Raw genomic sequence first — 22,668 nt, 5'->3', positions numbered from 1 at the left:
TAGGGGAGGATTAAATTTTATACAAGGAGTTGCTTTATGGGGAACAATATGACAAACAAACGAATTGATGAGTTAGATTACATTCGTGGCTTCGCATTACTGGGGATTATTTTAGTAAATATTCTTGCACTACTTAACATTAAAATCCCAGATCCTAATACAGTGGATGCTAGTTATCAAAGGTTTTTATACTTATTTGTAGAAGGTCGTTTCTTCTCAATCTTCTCATTCTTATTTGGAGTGGGATTCTATATCTTTATCTCTAGAGCAATTGCAAAGGGCAAAAATGGATATGTTTTATTTTTACGCCGCTTAGTTGCACTATTTATTTTCGGTTTGATTCATCAAATGTTTCAGCCTGGAGAAGCATTAACGTTATATGCAATTTGCGGGTTGATCGCTTTACCATTTTATAAAGTGAAAAAACAAGTGAACTTAGTTATTGGTCTTATTTTAACAATTGCCTTTAGCGTAATGGGTGCTAAGGAACTATTGCCACTTGGCTTAATTTTATTAGGGCTTGCTGCAGGGCAATATCGTACATTTGAAAATCTTGCGCAAAATATAAAGAAAGTCGCTATTTTTACAGGTGTTATGTTTGTTTTAAGTGTCGTAGCTGTATGGTATCAATACGGGCACGTGCCTGCTGATCCATTTGTAAATATGATACTAATGAATGAGGACGGAACAATGGATGCTGCAAGCCAATTTTTAAAAATTGGTGTTACAGTTGGCCCAATTATTTCAGCTTTCTATGTTGGAGCATTAATTTTACTACTTCAATTAAAACTAGTTCAAACATTGTTAGCGCCACTGAAATATTATGGTCGTATGGCTTTAACGAATTATATCGGTCAAACTGCAATGATTTTAATCGCAGGAAGTGTATGTAACTTTGCGGGAAATTTAACTTACATGCAGACGTTATATGTGTGTATTGCAATTTATGCAATTCAAATTGTGTTTAGTGTGATTTGGATGAAAATCTTTAAAATGGGTCCATTAGAATGGATTTGGCGTGTTATTACGTATTGGACGGTAACGCCTTTAAAGAAATAAAGAGAGAAGTGGGCCGTTCCTTTTGTGGAACAGCCTATTTATATTGTCGGGTTTTGTCGATAAGTCGATATATTTTGAAAATCGCTGATAAAAGTAGGAGAATCGTCGATATATTTGAAAAATCGCCGATATAATTTCAGTTACCGATTCACTATTTCACTAGTATTAATAGCCAAGCTTACAAACACACCTTTTTTATCTTACAAAAGTGTAAGGTAATTGTAATGTTAACAAATAGCAGTTCAGCTCCAAAAGGCGCAAAATAGGTAATGGAAAAACAAGCGTAGGAGGATATATATGACGAAACCAGTTGTAGACGTGAAAAACGTTCAAAAAGTGTACGGTAAAAAAGGTGAGAATCAATCACACGCATTAAAAGGTGTATCATTCTCAATTCAAGAGGGTGAGTTTGTTGGGATTATGGGACCATCTGGTTCTGGTAAAACGACATTATTAAATGTAATTTCAACGCTAGATAAAGCAACGGGCGGCGTTATTGAAATTGCGGGAACGGATATTACAAAAATGAAGCAAGGTGAGCTTTCAGATTTCCGTTCACAAAAGTTAGGATTCATCTTCCAAGATTTTAACTTATTAGAGAATTTATCTATTTACGAAAACATTGCACTTCCATTATCTCTTCAAGGTGTCTCATCACGAAATATTGGACCAAAAGTAGAAAAGGTAGCAGATATGTTAGGCATTTCGGCAATACTTCAAAAGTATCCATCTGAAGTATCTGGTGGACAAAAGCAACGTTCAGCAGCAGCACGTGCGTTAGTGCATGAGCCTGCAATTATTTTAGGGGACGAGCCAACAGGAGCGCTTGATTCTAAAAATGCAACGAGTTTACTTGATGCGATGACAAACTTAAATAAAGATCAAGGCGTATCTATTATGATGGTTACACATGATCCTTACAGTGCAAGTTACTGTCAGCGTATTTTATTCATTCAAGATGGTGAGCTATATAAAGAAATTCACCGAGGCGGTACACGTGAAGAGTTTTATAAAGAGATTTTAGATGTGCTAGCAGACTTAGGCACACAAAAAGCGTAAGAAAGGAGGTTCTAAGGCATGTTATTCAAACTTTCCATGTCAGGACTAAAAAGTAAGCTGAAAGATTATATCGTCTTACTTGTTGGTCTTGTCATGTCGATTTCAATTTTTTATATGTTCCAAACGTTAGCACTAAATAAGGCGTTTATTGAATCCAACTCAGTTATTCAATCAATTGGATTTGTATTCCAAGCAGGTTCATTTTTACTTGCTATTATAACGTTCTTCTATATTTTATATGCGAACTCTTTCTTATTATCTCTTCGTCAAAAAGAGTTTGGTATGTATATGATGTTAGGAGCAAAAAAGCATAAAGTTACATTACTTATGTTTATCGAAACAATCGTATTAGGCGCTGCGTCTCTTGCGATCAGTATTACAGTTGGTGTAGGACTTGCAGAAGGTATCGGACAGTTGTTAATGAAACAATTAGAGTTTGCTGGTGAAGGCTATAAAGCATTTTACCTTCCATCAATGACCGTTACTTGCATTTTCTTCTTAGCACTATTTGTATTATCAGCAATTATGAATAGTATTAAGTTATCACGTATTTCTGTACTGCAACTTGTACATGCAGATGCACAAACAGAACGTGTTGCGGTAAAAGGAAAAATGACAGGTGTAGTTGCATTCCTAGCGGTTATTTTATTAGGCATTGGCTATGCATCGATGATTTACATGGAAAAACTAAGAGAAATGGGAATCCTTATTGCATTAGTGACAACAACAGCTGGTACTTACATGTTATTTGGATCACTTCTTCCTGTTATTATTAAAAAGTTAAAAAGTAATAAAAAGCGTAGTGAAAAAGGGCTTAACGCTTTTACATTTGCACAATTAAACTTCCGTATTAATAGCTTAACAAAGGTACTTGCAACAGTAGCGATGTTAGTTGCGCTTGGAGCCGGTGCCATTTCAGGTGGTATGGCGTTTAAAAATAACGTTATAAAAATGGTTGATGGTTTCGTAATATATGATTCAGTAGTTCATAATCCAACTGCTGAAGAAAAGAAAATTTTAGACGATATTACATTTAAAGAGAAAAGCGAATATCGTTACAAAGTCGATGATAAATACGTTTACTATGTAAAAGAAGATTTAGAGAAAAATCGTCCTTTAGTAAAAGATATGTCAAATATCAAATCAATGAAGGATATAGTGAACACGAAAAAAGTTTCAGAGGAACTACCAGTGGGTGCAGTTTCTAGAGAAATGAATGAAAAAGGTGCGAGTGCTAAAGAACTTCCACAAGAATGGGACGAGGCTTTCAGAACAATCGAGCCATTCTACGTACATGAAGATCATGCAATTAAAATTGTAGATCAAAAAATGTACGATACTGTAAATGGTAAAGAAGGAATTGTATTTACTGGAAAAACAGATGATTTTGAAGCACATAAAAAAGAATGGAAAAAACTTGACGAGTTGCAGCTAGATAAATATAAAAATGTAAAAGCTGAAAGATTAGATAGTAAATATCAAGCTTACGACATGTTCTATGGCGTTGCGAGCGGAACAGTGTTTATGGGATTCTTCCTTGGAATTGCTTTCTTAGCAATGATGGCAAGTTGTTTAATGTTCAAAATTTTTTCTGGTGCATCAAAAGATATTACACGTTATCAAATGCTTCGTAAAATCGGGGTGCGCCGTGAATTATTAACGAAATCCATTTATAAAGAGTTATTCTTAGTCTTCTTATTCCCAGCAATTGTAGGTATTGCTCACGTATTAGTTGGTATGAATATTTTCGGATTTATTTTAATCGATCCGTACTTCCGTATTTGGGTACCAATCATAATTTTCGTAGTTATTTACACGATTTATTACTTCATTACAGTTCAATTGTATAAAGGAATTGTTCTTCCGAAAGAAGAATAATAAAAACCGAGCGAAATTGCTCGGTTTTTATTATTTTCAGAAAAAACACTTTAATGTTACTGAAATATATAATATAATGTAAATAAGTAACATAATATAAAAGTAGAAGCAGCTGGATAAGGAAAGGAGGAATCCGATCTGTAGAAAGAGGCTGAACTTGTATCCCCTATTATTCCTACCCCTACTGTATTTGCACAATTATAAATTTCCGAGCTTAAAAGTATATTGTAAAAATAATGGATAATACATGGAAATCTCATAGCGTGATAAGGTAAAATGGACAACATGATGAGAAAATTACCGTTCATAAGATGAGGAGAATACATGTATGGAAGTTGTAGAGGCATTAAAAGATATAAGCCAAATTGAGGCGATGAAAAAGTATTTAAAAGAGCACTCACAGCGAGATTATCTTTTATTTGTTATTGGAATTAATACAGGATTAAAAATTACTGAGCTACTTAGTATGAAATTTGAAGAGATATTAAATGAAGATGGAACTGTTAAAGAGTTTTATTCTCTTCCTGTGAAAGATGAAAAGTTTAAACAAGATATTTATTTAAATACAAAAGTAAAAGAAGCACTTTTAGAGTACGTACAATCTATTGATGTGAAAAGAGAAAACTACGTATTTCAATCTAATAAAACGAAAAATTCAATTACACGTCAACAAGCGTATCGTGTCATTCATAATGCTGCTGAAGCGGTTGGGATTGTTGGTAAAATCGGAACAAACTCAATGAGAAAAACGTTTGGATTTCATGCATACAAAAGAGGGATAGCGATTGCACTATTGCAAAAGCATTTTCATCACGCAACGCCATCAGAGACGCTCAAGTATTTAGGAATCTCAAAAGATGAAGAATTTAAAACCGAGATTGATGTTGATTTGTAAAAGCCGTAACTAAAAACTTTAGGAGGCGGGAATATGAATATTCGAGAGAGTGAATTACCGGGCATTGGATGTAAGTTTGAAGTAATTACAAAAGGTAATGAAAAGCTGGTTATTGTTATTCACGATGATGGCCGAAGAGAAATGTATCATTTTGATGCAGATCATGATGAAAGTATTTCAAGCATTTCTCTTCGTGATTCGGAAGCGAGACAAATTGCGGCTATATTAGGCGGAATGGTATATAGACCGCAAGCTTTAGACACAATTGAGATGGCTTTTGAAGGATTATCAATTGAATGGTTTAAGGTGGAGAATCATGCACCAGTCGTACAAAAAACAATTGGTAGCTTACATGTCAGAAAAACATATAACGTAACGATTATTGCTATTTTAAAAAAGAATATGAAGAAATTCTTTAATCCAGGTCCAGACTCTATTATTGAAGCTGGCGATATGCTCGTGTTATCGGGCGCGAGACATGAAGTGAAAAGAATTATTAATGAATTGCTTTCATCAGGAGGTGATTCATAATCGATGGATACTTTAATCTTTGAAGTTGGAACTGCGTTAGTATTAGTAGCTTTTGCAGCTATCCTCGCTGCGAAGTTAAAGTTTTCGATTATTACGTTTCTCATTATACTCGGTATGTTAGTGGGGCCTCATGCCCCCGATTTAGGACTTATCGATTTAAGGTTTATTGAAAGCGGAGAAGTTATTTCCTTCCTCGGCCGCGTTGGCGTCATATTCCTCCTATTCTACTTAGGTTTAGAATTCTCAATTAAAAAATTAATTAAATCAGGAAAATCAATTGCTTTCGGGGGGACTGTTCACATATCACTTAATTTCTTATTAGGTTTGCTTTATGGATATGTGGTGGGATTTCCCTTATTAGAGACGTTAATTATTGCTGGAATCATTACAATTTCATCAAGTGCAATTGTTGCAAAAGTCATTGTTGATTTAAGAAGATCTGGTAATAAAGAGACTGAATTAATATTAGGAATCATCATGTTTGATGATATTTTTTTAGCTGTATATTTATCAGTCGTTTCAGGGTTAGTACTCGGTGGTGCCACATCATTTGTAGGTGCTCTTACATCGGTGTTAATCGCAGTAGGGTATATGCTACTATTCTTTGTAATCGCTAGAAAAGCTACGTCGTTTTTAAATAAAATATTAGATATTTCCTCAAATGAAATTTTTATTATCGTAATATTCGCTATTTTATTCTTCGTAGCAGGATTTTCTGAAACGATTCATGTCGCTGAGGCAATTGGAGCGTTATTGTTAGGACTCGTCTTTTCTGAAACAGAGCATAGTGATCGGATTGAGAAGCTCGTCGTCCCATTCCGTGATTTCTTTGGAGCTATATTCTTTTTCAGTTTTGGTTTAAGCATAGATCCGTTTTCACTTGGAGGAGCAGTGTGGTTGGCCTTAGGTGCAGTTTTCATTACTCTAATCGGTAATTTTACTGCTGGAATGATTGCGGGACGTAAAGCCGGGTTATCCCATAAGGCTTCTACGAATATCGGTTTAACACTCGTATCACGCGGGGAATTTTCTATTATTGTAGCGAATATCGGCATTGCCGGTGGCTTAATGGTAGCGATTAAACCGTTCTCTGCTTTATATGTTTTAATATTGGCATCGTTAGGACCGTTATTAACGAAAGAGTCTGGGAGAATATACTCTCTACTAGATAAGGTATTTAAATGGAGTGCGAAAGAACGTGCAAAGCGAGAAAAAGAAGTTGGATAGTATAAAGAGGCTGCATGAACTTCATGCAGCCTCTTTATATAGTGTTGCTGTTGTCGTTTTTTGTCGGTAAGTCGATATATTTTAATAATCGCTGATATATTTCGAGAATCGTCGATATATTTTCAAACAGCAATCAATATAATTTCATTTACCGACAAACCATTATCTGAATTTCATCAACTATTAATCAGTTGCCTTCCTATTTAAAAACGACTACAATTTTACTGTTATAGATGAACGAAAAAATAGAATAGGAGGGGAGACTATGCCAAGGAAAGTATGGCTATTAGTAGCTGGGATGATTATTAATGTCACGGGTGCTTCTTTTTTATGGCCTTTTAATACAATTTATTTGCATGATCACCTAGGAAAATCTTTATCTGTGGCCGGAATGGTATTAATGATCAATTCGCTTACTGGTGTAATCGGAAACTTGCTCGGCGGTGTTTTATTTGATAAATGGGGCGGTTATAAATCAACTTTAGTAGGGATTGTCATTACACTCGTATCGATTTTAGGTCTTGTGTTCTTCCACGGTTGGCCATTATACGTTGTATGGCTAGCGTTAATCGGTTTTGGTTCTGGAATGGTCTTCCCATCGATGTATGCGATGGTTGGTACAGTTTGGCCAGAGGGCGGAAGACGAGCATTTAATGCGATGTATGTTGGACAAAACGTTGGTATTGCGATCGGAACAGCGTGTGGTGGATTAGTTGCATCGTATCGTTTTGATTATATTTTCTTAGCGAACTTTATTTTATACTTTGTTTTCTTCTTAATTGCTTTTATTGGATTCCGTGGTATGGAAGACAAAAAAGAGCCAGGAGCGCAAAAAGAAGCCGAAACGGAAAAAGGCTGGTCACTTACACCAGGATTCAAAGCACTTCTTATCGTATGTGTAGCATATGCTTTATGCTGGGTTACATACGTACAATGGCAAGGAGCAATTGCAACACATATGCAAGAGTTAAATATTAGTCTTCGTCACTATAGTTTATTATGGACGATAAACGGAGCGATGATCGTTTGTGCACAGCCACTAGTTAGTATGTTAATTCGCTGGATGAAGCGTTCGTTAAAACAACAAATTATGATTGGGATTCTTATTTTTGCAGTGTCATTCATTGTATTAAGTCAAGCGCAGCAATTTACGATGTTCCTCGTTGCGATGGTAACATTAACAATTGGTGAGTTATTCGTATGGCCAGCAGTTCCAACGATTGCAAATATACTTGCGCCAAAAGATAAGTTAGGGTTTTATCAAGGTGTTGTAAATAGTGCGGCGACTGTAGGGAAAATGTTCGGGCCAGTCGTTGGCGGAGCAATTGTGGATTTATACAATATGGAAGTATTGTTTATAGCAATCATGGTAATGCTTGTAGTAGCGCTTATCGCAACGAGTATTTATGATAAACGAGTAAAAGTAGAAGAAACAGTTGAAGAAAAAATTGCAGTTTAGTTTGACGGAACATGTTCACATGTTTTAGAATATATTTAAATAAAACAACCTTTAGAACAAGGGAGATAGCTCGGCTGTCTTAAGACGAATTCGTTAGTTATTAAAAGTAACGATTAACCGAGAAGCCCCGCTTTAAGTAAGCTCTTTAGAGATACGAAGTGGAGGGTAGTTCAAATTAACTCATATGTGTAATAACAGTGAGAAGGAGTAGTAGTAATAGAAGCTGGTTTAGAGAGTTGACGGTCGGTGCAAGTCAATCCACGTTTCGTTATGAACTCGCCTTTGAGTTGCAGTTGTGAAACTAATAGTAGCAATTGCCGTTAATCCACGTTACGGATCTAAGCGAATGTATATTTGTACATTAATTTAGGGTGGTACCGCGGGAATCTATAACCTCTCGTCCCTTTCTAGGGATGAGAGGTTTTTTGTATTTTGGGCGGTGAAAATAAATAGAATTTCAAGGAGGGTATCTCATGAGCTTTAATCATCAAGAAATTGAGAAGAAGTGGCAAGGGTACTGGGAAGAGAATAAAACATTCCGTACGCCAGATGAGACAGAAAAACCAAAATTTTATGCACTAGATATGTTCCCATATCCATCAGGTGCAGGCTTACACGTAGGACATCCAGAAGGTTATACAGCAACAGATATTTTATCTCGTATGAAGCGTATGCAAGGATATAACGTTCTTCATCCAATGGGATGGGATGCATTCGGTCTTCCAGCAGAGCAATATGCACTTGATACTGGAAACAGCCCAGCTGAATTTACAGAGCATAATATTAATACATTCCGTAACCAAATTAAATCATTAGGTTTCTCTTACGATTGGGACCGTGAAGTAAATACAACAGATCCAAACTACTACAAGTGGACACAATGGATCTTCCTAAAACTATTTGAAAAAGGCTTAGCTTACGTTGATGAAGTACCTGTAAACTGGTGCCCAGCACTTGGTACAGTACTTGCAAACGAAGAAATCATTGACGGTAAGAGTGAGCGCGGTGGACATCCAGTTGAGCGTCGTCCGATGAGACAGTGGATGTTAAAAATTACAGCTTACGGAGATCGTCTATTAGAAGATCTAGATGAGCTTGATTGGCCAGAAAGCTTAAAAGATATGCAACGTAACTGGATCGGTCGTTCTGAAGGTGCCGAAGTACACTTCAATATCGATGGTACAGACGAGAAGTTCACAGTTTTCACAACGCGTCCTGATACATTATTCGGAGCAAGCTACTGTGTACTTGCTCCGGAACATGCACTTGTTGCTGATATTACAACTGCTGAACAAAAAGAAGCTGTAGAAGCTTACATTAATTCTGTAAAAATGAAGAGTGATTTAGAGCGTACAGAACTTGCGAAAGAGAAAACTGGTGTATTCACTGGTGCTTACGCAGTTAACCCAGTAAATGGTGAGAAATTACCAATCTGGATCGCTGATTACGTTCTTGCAACTTACGGAACAGGTGCTGTAATGGCAGTTCCAGCTCATGATGAGCGTGACTATGAATTCGCATCAACGTTCAATCTTCCAATGAAGGAAGTTGTAAAAGGCGGAGACATTACGAAAGAAGCATACACAGGTGATGGTGCACACGTAAACTCAGCATTCCTTGATGGCTTAAATAAAGAAGAAGCAATCGCAAAAATGATTGAATGGCTTGAAGCAACGAGTGCAGGAAATCAAAAAGTAACGTACCGTCTACGTGACTGGTTATTCAGCCGTCAACGTTACTGGGGTGAGCCAATTCCAGTAATCCACTGGGAAGATGGCACAATGACAGCTGTGAAAGAAGAAGAATTACCACTAGTTCTTCCGAAAACAGAAAACATCCGTCCTTCAGGTACTGGTGAATCACCACTTGCTAACATTGACGAGTGGGTAAATGTTGTTGATCCTGAGACTGGGAAAAAAGGTCGTCGTGAAACGAATACAATGCCACAATGGGCTGGTAGCTGCTGGTATTACCTACGTTACATCGATCCAAACAACAGCGAAGCACTTGTGGATCCTGAAAAAGTAAAACAATGGCTTCCAGTTGATATTTATATCGGCGGAGCAGAGCATGCTGTACTTCACTTACTATATGCTCGTTTCTGGCATAAAGTATTATACGATATCGGTGTAGTTCCAACGAAAGAGCCGTTCCAACAATTATTCAACCAAGGTATGATTTTAGGTGAAAACAACGAGAAAATGAGTAAATCAAAAGGTAACGTTGTAAACCCTGATGATATCGTAGCAAGCCACGGTGCAGATACACTTCGTCTATACGAAATGTTCATGGGACCATTAGATGCTTCAATCGCTTGGTCTGAAAATGGTCTTGACGGAGCTCGTCGTTTCCTAGACCGCGTATGGCGCCTATTCGTTCAAGATAACGGTGAACTAAGTGAGAAAATTACTGATGCACCAAATAAAGAGCTTGAAAAAGCTTACCACCAAACAGTGAAGAAAGTAACAGAAGACTATGCAGAGCTTCGCTTCAACACAGCGATTTCTCAAATGATGGTATTTATCAATGATGCATACAAAGCTGAAACACTTCCGAAAGAATATGTAGAAGGTTTTGTAAAAATGATTGCACCAGTTGCACCTCACATTGGGGAAGAGCTATGGAGCAAACTTGGATACAATGAAACAATCACATATGCAAGCTGGCCAACATTTGATGAGTCTAAACTTGTAGAAGATGAAGTTGAAATCGTTGTTCAAGTTATGGGTAAAGTTCGCGCAAAACTAACAATGAGTAAAGACGCATCAAAAGAAGAAATGGAACAACTTGCACTTGAAGCAATTCAAGACCAAATTGAAGGGAAAACAGTTCGTAAAGTAATTGTTGTTCCTGGAAAACTTGTTAATGTTGTTGCAAATTAATTTATTCTAAATAAAAGCTCAGAGTATGTATACTCTGAGCTTTTTTGTGTAGAAAATAATCTCTGGATCACCCTAGTCTAAGTTTTCAATTATTCCACTACGTACAAATAAAAGAGCGGAATTCCAATACAGACAAACACCTATTTTTCTATAGGAAATATGATAAAAAAGGTAGGCTAAATTGAGTAGAAGAGGTGAAAGGAATGAAAGGGATGGACAATAATGCACCACATGGCTTTTTCGGAGGTGGATCGGATAGTTATGAACAAATGATGTTAATGGGAGGCGGACAACAAGGATATGGCGGAATTCCGAGCTGGTTGGGTGGAACACCTGGAGGATTTTCCACATCAGTAGCTGGAGCACAAACTGGAATTCCAACATTAACAGGAGGATTTCCATCATCAGTAGCTGGAGTGCAAACAGGAATCCCAACATTTGTAGGCGGAGCAGCGGGAGGAGTACCAGTAGGCGTACCAACTACATTCCCATCTTTCGTTGGAGGAGTACAAACAGGATTTCCGGTACCGGGAGTAGGTGGTTATCCACAAGGTTTTTACGGTCACCATGGCCACCACGACGGTCATCATGGACACCATCATCAAGGTCACCATGGCCATCATGGGCATCATCACCACCATGGCCATCATGGACACCATCACCACCAAGGTCAACATGGCCATCATGGACACCATCACCACCAAGGTCACCAAGGTCATCATGGACATCATCAACAACAAGTACATCACCACGGCCACCATCATATACATCCGCAGGCTGTTCTTTATCAAATTCATCAAGATCAACATGGTCACCATGGCCACCACGGCCACCAAGGTCAACATGGTCATCAAGGCCACCACGGCCACCAAGGTCAACATGGCCATCAAGGTCACCACGGCCACCAAGGTCAACATGGCCATCAAGGCCACCACGGCCACCAAGGTCAACATGGTCATCAAGGTTACCAAGGCCAACAACACCAACAACACCAACAACACCAACAATACCAACAATACCAACAGTATCAACAACAACAATCTTCTCCTTGGACAGGTGGAATTGGAGCAGGAGGAGCGGGGGCAGCAGCAGGAGCGGCTAGCATTAGTGGAGCAGCAGGATATGCGGGACACGTGGGTCATTAATGATTGCCAGAAAAAAAGACATAATAAAAAACTGCTAGGAAATCCTAGCAGTTTTTTTCAGCTTCTTGGCGTTGACGTTCGATTTCAGCACGAAGTTGTGGTTCTGGTGCTTGCCAGCCTTCAGGTTTTAGAATTTTACCGTCACCTTCGCGGAATCGAGGTTTCCCGTCAGGGAATAGTTTTGCCATGTTTGCGTTATTTACAATTTCGAATCCTTTATCAGGACGTACGCCCATTTCGGCAAACGTGCCGAATGCAAAGTAAATAAGGTCAATCAGTGCATCATATTGATCTTCAACAGTCGTTGCTTCTAGAAATTCTTCTAACTCTTCTTGCATAAAACTCGCACGGATTTTTGCACGTTCTTCTGTTAATTTTGTTGGAGTATTTGTTACGGGATGTCCGAATACTTCATGCATTTTTGCAACAAGTTCGTACCCTTTATCTAAACCTTTTTCGTTTGTCATGTTGTTTCATCCTTTCTCGCTTAGTGCCGAATCTCATTGTAACATAAGGTGATTATGAAATGAAAAGAACATCTTATAGAAAATAAGATGCTCGCCTGTTATTCTTCTTTCTTAATTAAAATGGATAAAATAAGATCGATGCCAAACATACCAACGAGCAACATTGGTATAACGACAAGTAAATAACGTGTGAAGGAAACATTTTTTAAGTATGTATGAGCAAATAAAAAGACGCCGAGAAATAAAATACCATTTAAAATAGGCTTTACTAATTTTTTAGACATAAGCTCCCCCATAAACATCTTCTCTCTCTATCTAAAATAAAAACTCCTCTTTCCGTTGTATCATGCCGGGAAGAGGAGTTCAATCATTTCTCATTCAATTACACCAGAATTTGTAATATTTACAGTGTATTTTATATGAATTGGAACATCTTTGTACATTTTTCTCCACTCTTCTAATTTGAATGGACGATAATGGTGTTTATATTTTGCTCCTAGCCCGAGGGGATCGACATTTAAAGATTTAAACTGCTTAATTAACTTAGCAGCTTGTTTATCTAATTGCTTTTGAACATCTTTTTCAATGTTTTTTGTGTTTTTATTATTTTCTAAGTTAATTTGTTTTGATAGTTCTTGAATACGTGCATCAAGATGAACGTGAATGAAAAAAGAAGGCTTCCCGTTTTTAATCTTTATATCTTAATATGGAATGGAATGAATGTTGTTAACCACTACGTATGCAGAATCCGTTTTAAATTCATGTGAATCTAATTTATGTTTCTCTAATAGTTCTTTAAAGATGAACATATCTTTTTCCGCAATTTTACCGATATATTTATCCTTTTTAAAAAGACCAATTCCGGTAATTTTTATTTTATCACCATGCTTCTTTAAAATGGGAATATAGTAGTCTTGTCCTTCTTGATAATAACGGAATGCTCCTACATGTAGGTTATCCGTTGGTAAAGGACCGGTCTCCATATTATGTTCTAGCAATTTTTTTATATAAATTGCAACGTTGTATGAAGTCGAATATTTGCCTTTTAAAAGTTCAGTACCATTCCCCTCTAATAAAGCAGCATATAAAGCGTTCCCTATATTCACATCTCGAAGTAATGTATCGAATGAAGTAGCCATTCCTGTTTTAGCAAGTCTTATCGTATATAGAGCGACACGCATTTGTCCGCTAGCAAAAGGTTGAGAAGATTCTAACGATGTATCTGCTTTTACTTGTTTTACCGCATTTGCAGTTCCTTCAAAAACTTGAACTTTATTTCCCTTTTTCTGAATGGGGCAAACGAATGTCACTTTTACTTTATTATCTTTTGCAACGTCAAATACGGTTCCTTGAATAAGTTGTACATCATCGATAATGTTTTTTTGTAAACATCCCGTTAGACTGAAGAATGTTATACAAGAAATAAGTATTAATTTGCTTGTGCTTTTGATTTTTTCCATTTTCTTTTCACCCACACAATGATAAATAGGATTGGGATGTATACATAAATGAGCCAAAAACTAACTTTTGCTGCATTACTAATAAAATTGTTAATATCGTGCCTGTTTGTTAAAAGTTGTGAAACAATAAGCGTGATAAAGAAAAAAGCAATTAAAATACCTCGTTGTTTTACACGAAATATTTCGTGAGTTGCTCTCATTGACGCCCATAAAGGGAGGATAAAACTTGAAATAATAACAAGTGCATAGCCTGAAATTGCAATATATTCGAGTCTTTCTATAAATGGTAATTGAATGACTTGGGTCATAGAAAGTTGGGCCCATATCGTTTTTAACAATTGTTTTTCACTAAAAAAAGAAAAGGCTAAAAGGGTGCTAAATAGATATAGAAGATTTGAAAATAGTGCTCCGAGCTGAGCGTATTTATGAGATTGCATAGGCTTTTTCACAAATGGATACACCATGAGGTAAATCTCAAAACCGGTCATACTGTAGATTGACAGTTGAGCGGATTTTAAAATGTCTGAAAAAGAATGTGTAAATATAGGTGGTAAATTATCCTAATGTGAGTATTTCAAAACGAATAAACTTAGAAATAAATATCCTAATGTACCACCAATAGAGATGACGCAAATACCGGTAATTACACGAAATCCAGAAGAGATAATGTAATAGCTAACTAAGCACAAAAAGAGTGTTAACATAAAGGTGGAAGCGGTAGGAAACATCCATACTTGAATAATTTCAACATACGTTCGAATAACCGAAATACTGACGATTAAAAAATAAGCTGCAAAGATGATATTAAAGACATTTCCTATCCACTTTCCAAACGTTTGCCTTTGTAAATCAATTAAATTTCCATTTGTTTCTTTTAATAAAAAATACATCATCCATATAAGGAGATGGATACAGAGTCCTGTGATTACAACGCCCATCCATCCGTCATATCCAGCGGCCTTTGCGATGATTCGAGCGAAGCCGAGAACGCCAGCACCGAACTGTGCACCGTGAATTAAGAAGAAAACGAAGATAGGAGATATTTGATATTTTTCTTGAACTTTACTCATCGAATGCACCTCATTTCTTAATCATCAAAGTCTGATCTATGTTTTGTTGAAATTCCTTTCGCTGCTTTTTTTACATGTTGTGGCCTTGCTTGTACATCCCGTGTATCAATCATTGTTAAAGGGAAACGGATCCAAGAATCTTTAACAGATTGTTGTCTTGTTGGGTAGAACAAAGCGTACGGCTTGCGTAAAGAAGTAAGTCTAAATAGGTGCGTAAATAAGAAGATAAATCCAAGTGAAATCCCGAAAAGTCCTCCTATTTCTGCAAATATGAGAAACGGGAAACGTAGTAATCGAACCGCATTACCCATTTTATAAATAGGTGTAATAAAGGAAGCGAGTGCTGATAAGGCAACGATAATTAATAAAATATTACTCGTTAAACCAGCTTGTACAGATGCTTGTCCGATTACGATACCGCCTACAATACCGAGCGTTTGACCAACTTTCATCGGTAACCTTGCCCCAGCTTCTCTCAGTAAATCGATTGCGAGTTCTAAAAAGAGTGCTTCAATTAAAGGCGGGAATGGTACTTGCGCCCTTGATAAAATTAAAGTTTCAAGTAAATCACTCGGAATGAGTTCATAATGATAATTTAAAACTGCAACGTATAACGGTGTAGCACATATAGAGAATAAAACGGAAATAAGACGTAAAACCCTTGAGAATGTAGCGTATAGCCAAGAGACGTTGTAGTCTTCTGGTGAAATGAAAAAATCGAAATAGGATACAGGTGTTAGTAAAACACTTGGAGAACCGTCCACAAAAATAGCGATTTTCCCATCGATTAGTGCTTTTGTAACTCTATCAGTGCGTTCTGTATTGATATAGAGAGGGAAAATCGACTTTTCTCCCATCAATTCTTGTAAATAAGCACTATCATTAATTTGATCATATTCAAGAGCACGTAAAGACTCCTCTAGAAAATCAACATTATCTTTTTCAGCAAGGTTGTCTAAATACATCATGACAACTTTTGTTTTGGAAAACTCACCGATAATCATCTCTTTTGTTTGTAAATCTAAAACAGGAAGACGTTTTCGTACTAAATTTATGTTTGTATCAATATCTTCTACAAAACCTTCTTGCGGACCAATAACAGTCGATTCATTTAAAGGAGGAGTTGGTGCACGATAATTATCAATTGCAATATTTGCGAGCATACATTTTTGATCTTGTTGATTTACTTGAACAATCGCATGCCCCTTTAAAACCATGTCCTCAATTTTTTGTAAATCGTTCGTAATTGTAATGCCGCTCATCGGAATATGTTCCTTCAGCTCTTCTAGTGATGCGTTAGGTCGTTCTAAAAGAGTGGGCATTAAATATTTTTGTAATTTCTCTCCATCAAGCGAAGGACGATAGTAAGAAATCCAATAAGGCATCGTTTCGTCGTCGGATGTATGATAATTCACAAAATCACTAGACTTTTTCAGCTTCTCTATTAAATCTTGTAAAGAATGAATACGATCTTTTTCTGGTTTCGAAAAATCATAAATACTATTACCTTTAGAATTTTGTTGCTTATCCTGATTTGAGTTGTCTTGTTTAGAGTGTTGCTGTTGACCCTGACCGGAGTCGTTCTGCTTAGAATGCTTCTGTTGCCCTTGATTCGATTCGTCTTGCTTAGAATGCTTCTGTTGACCCTGATCGGAGTTGTTCTGCTTAGAATGCTTCTGTTGCTCTTGATTGGAGTCGTCTTGCTTAGAGTGTTGCTGTTGACCCTGATCGGAGTCGTTCTGCTTAGAATGCTTCTGTTGCTCTTGATTGGAGTCGTCTTGCTTAGAATGCTTCTGTTGCCCTTGATTGGAGTCATCTTGTTTAGAATGCTTCTGTTGCTCTTGAGAAGATTCATCTTGTTTAGCACTTTGTTGCTGATTTTGATTCGATTGATTTTGCTGCTTATCTTGAGAAGATTCCTTGTGTTCCTCTTTTTTTTGCTCGCTATTGTTACCTTTATTATGTTTCGTACTTCTAGTCTGTTCTTTGTTGTCGTCCTCTTGATTGTTAGGTTTTTGCTCCGAATTATCTGTTTCGTTTTTCTCTGTTGTATTTGATTTTTTTTTCTTACGTAGCCAATTCCAAATCATATGTATGCCCTCTTTGATTGTGTAATATAGTGCTATTTTGTGGCTAATTTTGTATATTATTCATTTATTTATGAAAAGAAGGAGGAGATGGGTTTGCATAGAAAAAATCCTTTAGTAAGCAGTACATACTATGACGAGAAGAGGGCGAGTCTGTGCAAATTGTAAAAAAGGAGAAATTTATTTTAAAGGAGTTTACATTTGAAAATGGTAGGACAATTCCTGTTCAAATGGGGTATGAGACTTATGGTACTTTAAATAGAGAAAGGTCAAATACGATTTTGGTTTGTCATTATTTTAGTGCAACTAGTCACGCGGCAGGAAAATATACAGCGCATGATGAGGAGTCTGGCTGGTGGGATGGTTTAATTGGACCGGGAAAAGCAATTGATACAAATAAATACTTTGTTATATGCACTGATAATCTTTGTAATGTGCAGGTGAAGAACCCTTATGTAATTACAACGGGACCGAAATCGATTAATCCGAAAACTGGAGATGAATATGCGATGGACTTTCCGGTTTTTACATTTCTTCATGTAGCTCGTATGCAATATGAGTTAATAAAAGATATGGGAATCGCAAGGCTACATGCTGTAATGGGACCGTCAGCTGGCGGGATGATTGCGCAGCAATGGGCTGTTCATTATCCTCATATGGTAGAGCGGATGATTGGTGTTATTACGAACCCGCAAAATCCAATTATTACGTCGGTAAATGTAGCGCAAAATGCAATTGAGGCTATCCGGCTGGATCCAAGTTGGAAGGGCGGGAAATATGGAGAAGAGCAGCCAATGAAGGGGCTTCAGTTAGCAAATAGAATGATGTTTATGAACGCGTTTGATGAGCATTTTTATGAAACAACCTTCCCTCGTAATAGTATAGAAGTAGAACCGTATGAAAAGGTTTCTTCATTAACATCATTTGAGAAAGAGATAAATAAATTGACATATAGAAGTATAGAGTTAGTAGATGCAAATTCGTGGATGTACACTGCGAAAGCAGTTTTATTACATGATATTGCACATGGATTTTCGTCTTTAGAAGACGCACTGTCTAATATAGAAGCAAATGTACTTATGATTCCGTGTAAACAAGATTTGCTTCAGCCGTCACGTTATAATTATAAAATGGTAGACCTATTGCAAAAACAAGGGAAGTATGCAGAAGTATATGAGATAGAAAGTATAAATGGGCATATGGCGGGAGTATTTGATATTCATTTATTTGAAAAGAAAGTGTATGAGTTTTTAAATCGGAAAGTATCTAGTTTTGTGTAGAAAATAAATGATGTGAAAAAGGTGCAATGTATGTAGTAGGCACCTTTTTTTACATGATTTGTAGGCGGAAAATATATGTGGCAATTGCTATACCGAAGAATGCAATACTAAGTAATAGAAATAAGAATGACATTTCTTGTGGTGATTTTATCTTTTTATTATTTTTCATACTAAGTGCAATAATTGCAGCGAGTAAGAACACAATGCTCATAATGAAAAGAAAAAGTGTTATTTTAATCGACTCCCTTCATAAAACAAGTATATTGAGGATACAATGCACGAGTTATGTTTGTAAAGGATAAGTTTTACGAGAAAATTGAGAAATAAATTCTCCGTTCTTTGCGTTCTTTCTTTCGCGTGCTAAAATTGATGAGAAATGATTGTTTAAAGAAGAGATTAAAGGTTTTATTGTATATAAGGAGGAACGAAATATGACAGAAGTGAAAACAATTACTACAGAAGAAGTACAAGAGCGTTTAGAAAACGGAGAAACGTTATTTTTAGTAGACGTAAGAGAAGATGAAGAAGTAGCAACAGGGAAAATTCCAGAAGCTGTACATATTAAAATGGGGGATATCCCAAATAAAGTAGATTTCTTTGATAAAGAGAATGAATATATCTTTATTTGTCGCTCGGGAATGCGCAGTGAAAATGTATGCCATTATTTAAATGAGCAAGGCTTTAAAACAGTGAACATGGTTGGCGGTATGCTTCAATATGAAGGCGAAATCAAATAAGTAGTTTAAAAAACTTGAAACGAGTCTGTTTCAAGTTTTTTTCTTTTGCATACAGTGTACAAAAGGGGGATAGGTAAATGGGGATTAACTTACGGAAAGTAAAAATTATAAATAATACAGGGGCTGTTAATGTCGGCGATTGTTATGATATCTCACCTTTAGCTGTAGCGAAAGTGTATGCAGGTGCTGGAGGATCGAGTGCGGCTATTTTTTTAAATGGGAAAAGACAGCCAGAAGCGGTCATTAGAACATCGGTGTTTCTTCCGCCATTAGCAACGAGTACACGTACATTAGGCTCATAGAAGAAAGGTAGAGTGTAATTATGCCTGCTCATATAAAAGAGTTTGTTATTGTGAATAATACTGGGAATATATTTACAGGTGATAATTTGAGTGATACTTCATTTACTGCTTCGAAATCGTACAGTGGTTCAATGGGATGCACTTGGATTGATGTTGTTACAGTAATAGGGACGGAGACGAAGCTTTGTTTACAGCCGGGTGATTCGGTGACGACAACATATACAAGAGGCACTCCTGCTGGTACTGTAACAGGAACAAATATGGGGCAAAGTGTAAATGCATCGGGTATAGCACAAGCTGTCCCTAATACAGATAATATGGATTCAGTTGCTGGACTCCCTTAAGGAATTAAGGGAGTTTTTATTATTTAAAATAAAAATAGTCTTTGAGATTATTTTTGTAAATACATATTAAGAAGAGGTTTGTTTAATGTAAAAATAGATGGTGTGTAGGTGGTGAAAGTGTGAGAGAGCGCGATAAACAAAATTCATTAAATTCTAATTTCAGAATTTCACCAAATCTTATTGGGCCTACCTTCCCCCCCTGTTCCAACTGGATTTACAGGTATAGGGATTACTGGTCCAACCGGTCCACGAGGCCCGACTGGCCCACAAGGACCGAGAGGGTTTCAAGGTCCGATGGGGGAGATGGGCCCGACAGGACCTCAAGGCGTGGAGGGAATTCAAGGACCCGTTGGACCAATAGGCGCAACGGGTCCAGAAGGACAGCAGGGGCCACAAGGGTTGAGAGGACCACAAGGAGAAACTGGAGCGACAGGACCTCAAGGTGTGCAAGGGTTACAAGGTCCGATTGGTCCAACGGGAGCGACTGGGGCACAAGGTATACAAGGGATACAGGGATTACAGGGACCAATTGGAGCGACGGGACCTGAGGGTCCACAAGGAATTCAAGGAGTTCAAGGATTACCAGGAGCAACAGGTTCACAAGGGATACAAGGAGTGCAAGGGATACAAGGTCCACAAGGACCGAGTGGAAATACAGGGGCAACTGGAGCGACTGGTGAGGGGATAACAGGTCCAACTGGGATAACAGGCCCAACAGGGATAACTGGACCATCAGGAGGACCTCCAGGTCCAACCGGTCCGACTGGAGCAACAGGTCCGGGGGGCGGACCGAGTGGAAGTACAGGGGCGACTGGAGCAACAGGAAATACAGGAGCAACAGGAAATACAGGGATAACAGGAGCAACGGGAACTACAGGACCGACTGGAAGCACAGGAGCACAGGGCTTGCAAGGAATACAAGGGATTCAAGGACCAATTGGGCCAACAGGTCCAGAAGGTCCGCAGGGTATTCAAGGTATTCCTGGTCCGACGGGAGTAACTGGTGAACAAGGAATTCAAGGAGTTCAAGGTATTCAAGGGATAACGGGAGCAACAGGAGATCAAGGTCCACAAGGTATACAGGGGGTTATAGGGCCTCAAGGTGTAACAGGAGCAACCGGAGATCAAGGCCCACAAGGAATACAAGGAGTACCAGGGCCATCAGGAGCAACAGGACCACAGGGAGTTCAAGGGATACAAGGTGCGATGGGTGATATAGGACCAACAGGTCCAGAAGGCCCAGAGGGACTGCAGGGCCCGCAAGGAATACAAGGTGTGCCAGGGCCAGTTGGAGCAACGGGTCCAGAGGGTCCCCAGGGGATACAAGGCATTCAAGGAGTGCAAGGAGCAACAGGCCCACAAGGTCCACAAGGAATTCAGGGAATACAAGGTGTGCAAGGGATAACGGGAGCAACAGGAGTACAAGGAGCAACTGGAATTCAAGGGATACAAGGGGAAATAGGAGCAACCGGTCCAGAGGGTCCTCAAGGAGTGCAAGGAATACAAGGGGCGATTGGTCCAACAGGGGTAACCGGTCCAACAGGGGTGACAGGTCCGTCAGGAGGACCTGCCGGACCGACCGGCCCAACGGGGCCATCAGGTCCAGCAGGAGTGACAGGTCCATCAGGTGGACCACCTGGCCCGACAGGAGCAACAGGTGCGACAGGAGTAACAGGAGATACCGGGGCGACAGGCTCAACTGGAGTGACCGGAGCGACAGGAGAAACGGGAGCAACCGGAGTGACGGGTTTACAGGGGCCGCAAGGAATCCAAGGTGTTCAAGGAGAGATAGGTCCAACCGGTCCACAGGGTATTCAAGGTCCGCAAGGAATCCAAGGAGTAACGGGGGCAACAGGAGCACAAGGTCCCCAAGGAATTCAAGGTCCACAAGGCGACATAGGTCCAACCGGCCCACAAGGAATTCAAGGTCCACAAGGTCCTCAAGGAATCCAAGGAGCGACGGGGGCAACAGGAGCACAAGGCCCACAGGGAATCCAAGGTCCGCAAGGTGACATAGGTCCGACCGGCCCACAAGGCCCACAGGGAATCCAAGGCCCGCAAGGAATTCAAGGTCCAACGGGAGCAACAGGAGCAACCGGAGCGACAGGTCCCCAAGGAATTCAAGGCCCGCAAGGGATTCAAGGTCCAACGGGGGCAACAGGAGCAACCGGTTCACAAGGTCCAACTGGAGATACAGGTCCAACCGGAGCTGGAGCCACTGGAGCGACCGGTGCGACAGGAGTTAGTACAACTGCAACATATGCATTTGCGAATAATACATCTGGAACCGCTATTTCCGTTTTATTAGGTGGTACGAATATACCATTACCGAACAATCAAAATATTGGCCCAGGAATTACTGTCAGTGGAGGGAATACTGTATTTACAGTTGCGAGTGCAGGGAATTATTATATAGCTTATACAATTAATCTAACGGCAGGATTACTTGTAAGTTCCCGTATAACTGTAAATGGCAGTCCGCTTGCAGGAACGATAAACGCCCCGACAGTGGCTACTGGTTCCTTTAGTGCAACAATCATTGCTAACTTGCCTGCTGGAGCCACTGTTAGCTTGCAATTATTTGGAGTAGTTGCAATAGCTACATTATCTACGGCAACGCCAGGAGCTACTCTAACGATTATTAGATTGAGTTAATAAGAAGAAAACCTTGAGGCTTCTATGCTTCAAGGTTTTTTATCTCCTTATTTGTATGTAGTCTCATTGATTAGGAAAGTTTTACTTTATTCACATGAGCAAAAACATCGCAGTTCGAAAATATATTATAA

General features: G+C 38.6%; 17 protein-coding genes, 3 pseudogenes and 1 other annotated feature. Of the genes and pseudogenes, 14 read left to right on the top strand and 6 right to left on the bottom strand.

The window, feature by feature from the left end; translation table 11 throughout:
* Positions 1 to 36: 36 nt before the first annotated feature.
* The 9 genes from PDQ33_RS12355 (at position 37) to PDQ33_RS12315 (ending at position 12,135) form a co-directional block, all read left to right on the top strand.
* Positions 37 to 1,059, top strand: a complete 1,023-nt coding sequence (locus tag PDQ33_RS12355; RefSeq protein ID WP_061132018.1) for a DUF418 domain-containing protein — start codon at positions 37 to 39, stop codon at positions 1,057 to 1,059.
* Between the two features lie 297 nt (positions 1,060 to 1,356).
* Positions 1,357 to 2,118: an ABC transporter ATP-binding protein gene (locus PDQ33_RS12350; protein WP_061132019.1), complete on the top strand. Its 762-nt coding sequence runs from the start codon at positions 1,357 to 1,359 to the stop codon at positions 2,116 to 2,118.
* A gap of 18 nt (positions 2,119 to 2,136) precedes the next feature.
* Positions 2,137 to 3,996 carry an FtsX-like permease family protein gene (locus PDQ33_RS12345; protein WP_270755801.1) on the top strand — a complete coding sequence of 620 codons (1,860 nt, stop codon included), beginning with the start codon at positions 2,137 to 2,139 and terminating at the stop codon, positions 3,994 to 3,996.
* A 328-nt stretch (positions 3,997 to 4,324) separates the two neighbouring features.
* The gene (locus PDQ33_RS12340) at positions 4,325 to 4,891 is read left to right on the top strand and encodes a tyrosine-type recombinase/integrase (RefSeq protein WP_000454214.1); all 567 of its coding nucleotides are present in this window, start codon (positions 4,325 to 4,327) and stop codon (positions 4,889 to 4,891) included.
* 33 nt (positions 4,892 to 4,924) lie between these two features.
* Positions 4,925 to 5,422 (top strand): cation:proton antiporter regulatory subunit, encoded by a 498-nt coding sequence (locus PDQ33_RS12335; RefSeq protein ID WP_001026039.1) that lies wholly within the window; start codon positions 4,925 to 4,927, stop codon positions 5,420 to 5,422.
* A 3-nt stretch (positions 5,423 to 5,425) separates the two neighbouring features.
* Positions 5,426 to 6,649, top strand: a complete 1,224-nt coding sequence (locus PDQ33_RS12330; protein ID WP_270755799.1) for a cation:proton antiporter — start codon at positions 5,426 to 5,428, stop codon at positions 6,647 to 6,649.
* A 265-nt stretch (positions 6,650 to 6,914) separates the two neighbouring features.
* Complete coding sequence (locus PDQ33_RS12325) at positions 6,915 to 8,108, top strand: MDR family MFS transporter (RefSeq protein WP_061132022.1); 1,194 nt, start codon at positions 6,915 to 6,917, stop codon at positions 8,106 to 8,108.
* Between the two features lie 188 nt (positions 8,109 to 8,296).
* Positions 8,297 to 8,516: a binding site (T-box leader), on the top strand.
* A gap of 65 nt (positions 8,517 to 8,581) precedes the next feature.
* Positions 8,582 to 10,990 (top strand): leucine--tRNA ligase, encoded by a 2,409-nt coding sequence (gene leuS / locus PDQ33_RS12320; protein ID WP_042875829.1) that lies wholly within the window; start codon positions 8,582 to 8,584, stop codon positions 10,988 to 10,990.
* A 203-nt stretch (positions 10,991 to 11,193) separates the two neighbouring features.
* Positions 11,194 to 12,135: a hypothetical protein gene (locus tag PDQ33_RS12315; protein WP_270755796.1), complete on the top strand. Its 942-nt coding sequence runs from the start codon at positions 11,194 to 11,196 to the stop codon at positions 12,133 to 12,135.
* Positions 12,136 to 12,179: 44 nt separating this feature from the next.
* Here the strand turns inward: PDQ33_RS12315 and PDQ33_RS12310 are convergent, their stop codons facing one another.
* From PDQ33_RS12310 to PDQ33_RS12290, 5 genes and pseudogenes are all read right to left on the bottom strand, one after another.
* Positions 12,180 to 12,602 carry a hypothetical protein gene (locus PDQ33_RS12310; protein WP_000180554.1) on the bottom strand — a complete coding sequence of 141 codons (423 nt, stop codon included), beginning with the start codon at positions 12,600 to 12,602 and terminating at the stop codon, positions 12,180 to 12,182.
* Between the two features lie 98 nt (positions 12,603 to 12,700).
* Positions 12,701 to 12,886: a hypothetical protein gene (locus tag PDQ33_RS12305; protein ID WP_000038783.1), complete on the bottom strand. Its 186-nt coding sequence runs from the start codon at positions 12,884 to 12,886 to the stop codon at positions 12,701 to 12,703.
* A gap of 90 nt (positions 12,887 to 12,976) precedes the next feature.
* A pseudogene (locus PDQ33_RS12300) lies at positions 12,977 to 14,062 on the bottom strand (Ger(x)C family spore germination protein).
* A pseudogene (locus tag PDQ33_RS12295) lies at positions 14,032 to 15,132 on the bottom strand (spore germination protein). Before PDQ33_RS12295 ends, PDQ33_RS12300 begins: the two co-directional pseudogenes overlap by 31 nt.
* Positions 15,133 to 15,149: 17 nt before the next feature.
* On the bottom strand, positions 15,150 to 17,222 hold the full coding sequence (locus PDQ33_RS12290; RefSeq protein ID WP_270755794.1) for a spore germination protein: 2,073 nt from the start codon (positions 17,220 to 17,222) through the stop codon (positions 15,150 to 15,152).
* 152 nt (positions 17,223 to 17,374) lie between these two features.
* Between PDQ33_RS12290 and PDQ33_RS12285 the strand changes: the two genes are divergently transcribed.
* Positions 17,375 to 18,499 (top strand): alpha/beta fold hydrolase, encoded by a 1,125-nt coding sequence (locus tag PDQ33_RS12285; RefSeq protein WP_001167607.1) that lies wholly within the window; start codon positions 17,375 to 17,377, stop codon positions 18,497 to 18,499.
* A gap of 49 nt (positions 18,500 to 18,548) precedes the next feature.
* Here the strand turns inward: PDQ33_RS12285 and PDQ33_RS12280 are convergent, their stop codons facing one another.
* Positions 18,549 to 18,731 (bottom strand): hypothetical protein, encoded by a 183-nt coding sequence (locus tag PDQ33_RS12280; RefSeq protein WP_000171893.1) that lies wholly within the window; start codon positions 18,729 to 18,731, stop codon positions 18,549 to 18,551.
* A gap of 199 nt (positions 18,732 to 18,930) precedes the next feature.
* On the opposite strand from PDQ33_RS12280, the gene PDQ33_RS12275 reads away from it, so the two are divergent.
* The 4 genes and pseudogenes from PDQ33_RS12275 (at position 18,931) to PDQ33_RS12260 (ending at position 22,537) form a co-directional block, all read left to right on the top strand.
* Complete coding sequence (locus PDQ33_RS12275) at positions 18,931 to 19,236, top strand: rhodanese-like domain-containing protein (RefSeq protein WP_000141219.1); 306 nt, start codon at positions 18,931 to 18,933, stop codon at positions 19,234 to 19,236.
* 77 nt (positions 19,237 to 19,313) lie between these two features.
* Positions 19,314 to 19,538 carry a spore germination protein gene (locus PDQ33_RS12270; protein ID WP_000512463.1) on the top strand — a complete coding sequence of 75 codons (225 nt, stop codon included), beginning with the start codon at positions 19,314 to 19,316 and terminating at the stop codon, positions 19,536 to 19,538.
* A gap of 20 nt (positions 19,539 to 19,558) precedes the next feature.
* Positions 19,559 to 19,882 carry a hypothetical protein gene (locus PDQ33_RS12265; protein ID WP_001110853.1) on the top strand — a complete coding sequence of 108 codons (324 nt, stop codon included), beginning with the start codon at positions 19,559 to 19,561 and terminating at the stop codon, positions 19,880 to 19,882.
* 119 nt (positions 19,883 to 20,001) lie between these two features.
* A pseudogene (locus PDQ33_RS12260) lies at positions 20,002 to 22,537 on the top strand (BclA C-terminal domain-containing protein).
* Positions 22,538 to 22,668 lie beyond the last annotated feature (131 nt).

It is taken from the genome of Bacillus cereus group sp. Bc031 (assembly GCF_027716265.1).
Classification (GTDB): Bacteria; Bacillota; Bacilli; order Bacillales; family Bacillaceae_G; genus Bacillus_A; species Bacillus_A paranthracis.
This window is presented reverse-complemented; position numbering and strand designations above follow the sequence as displayed.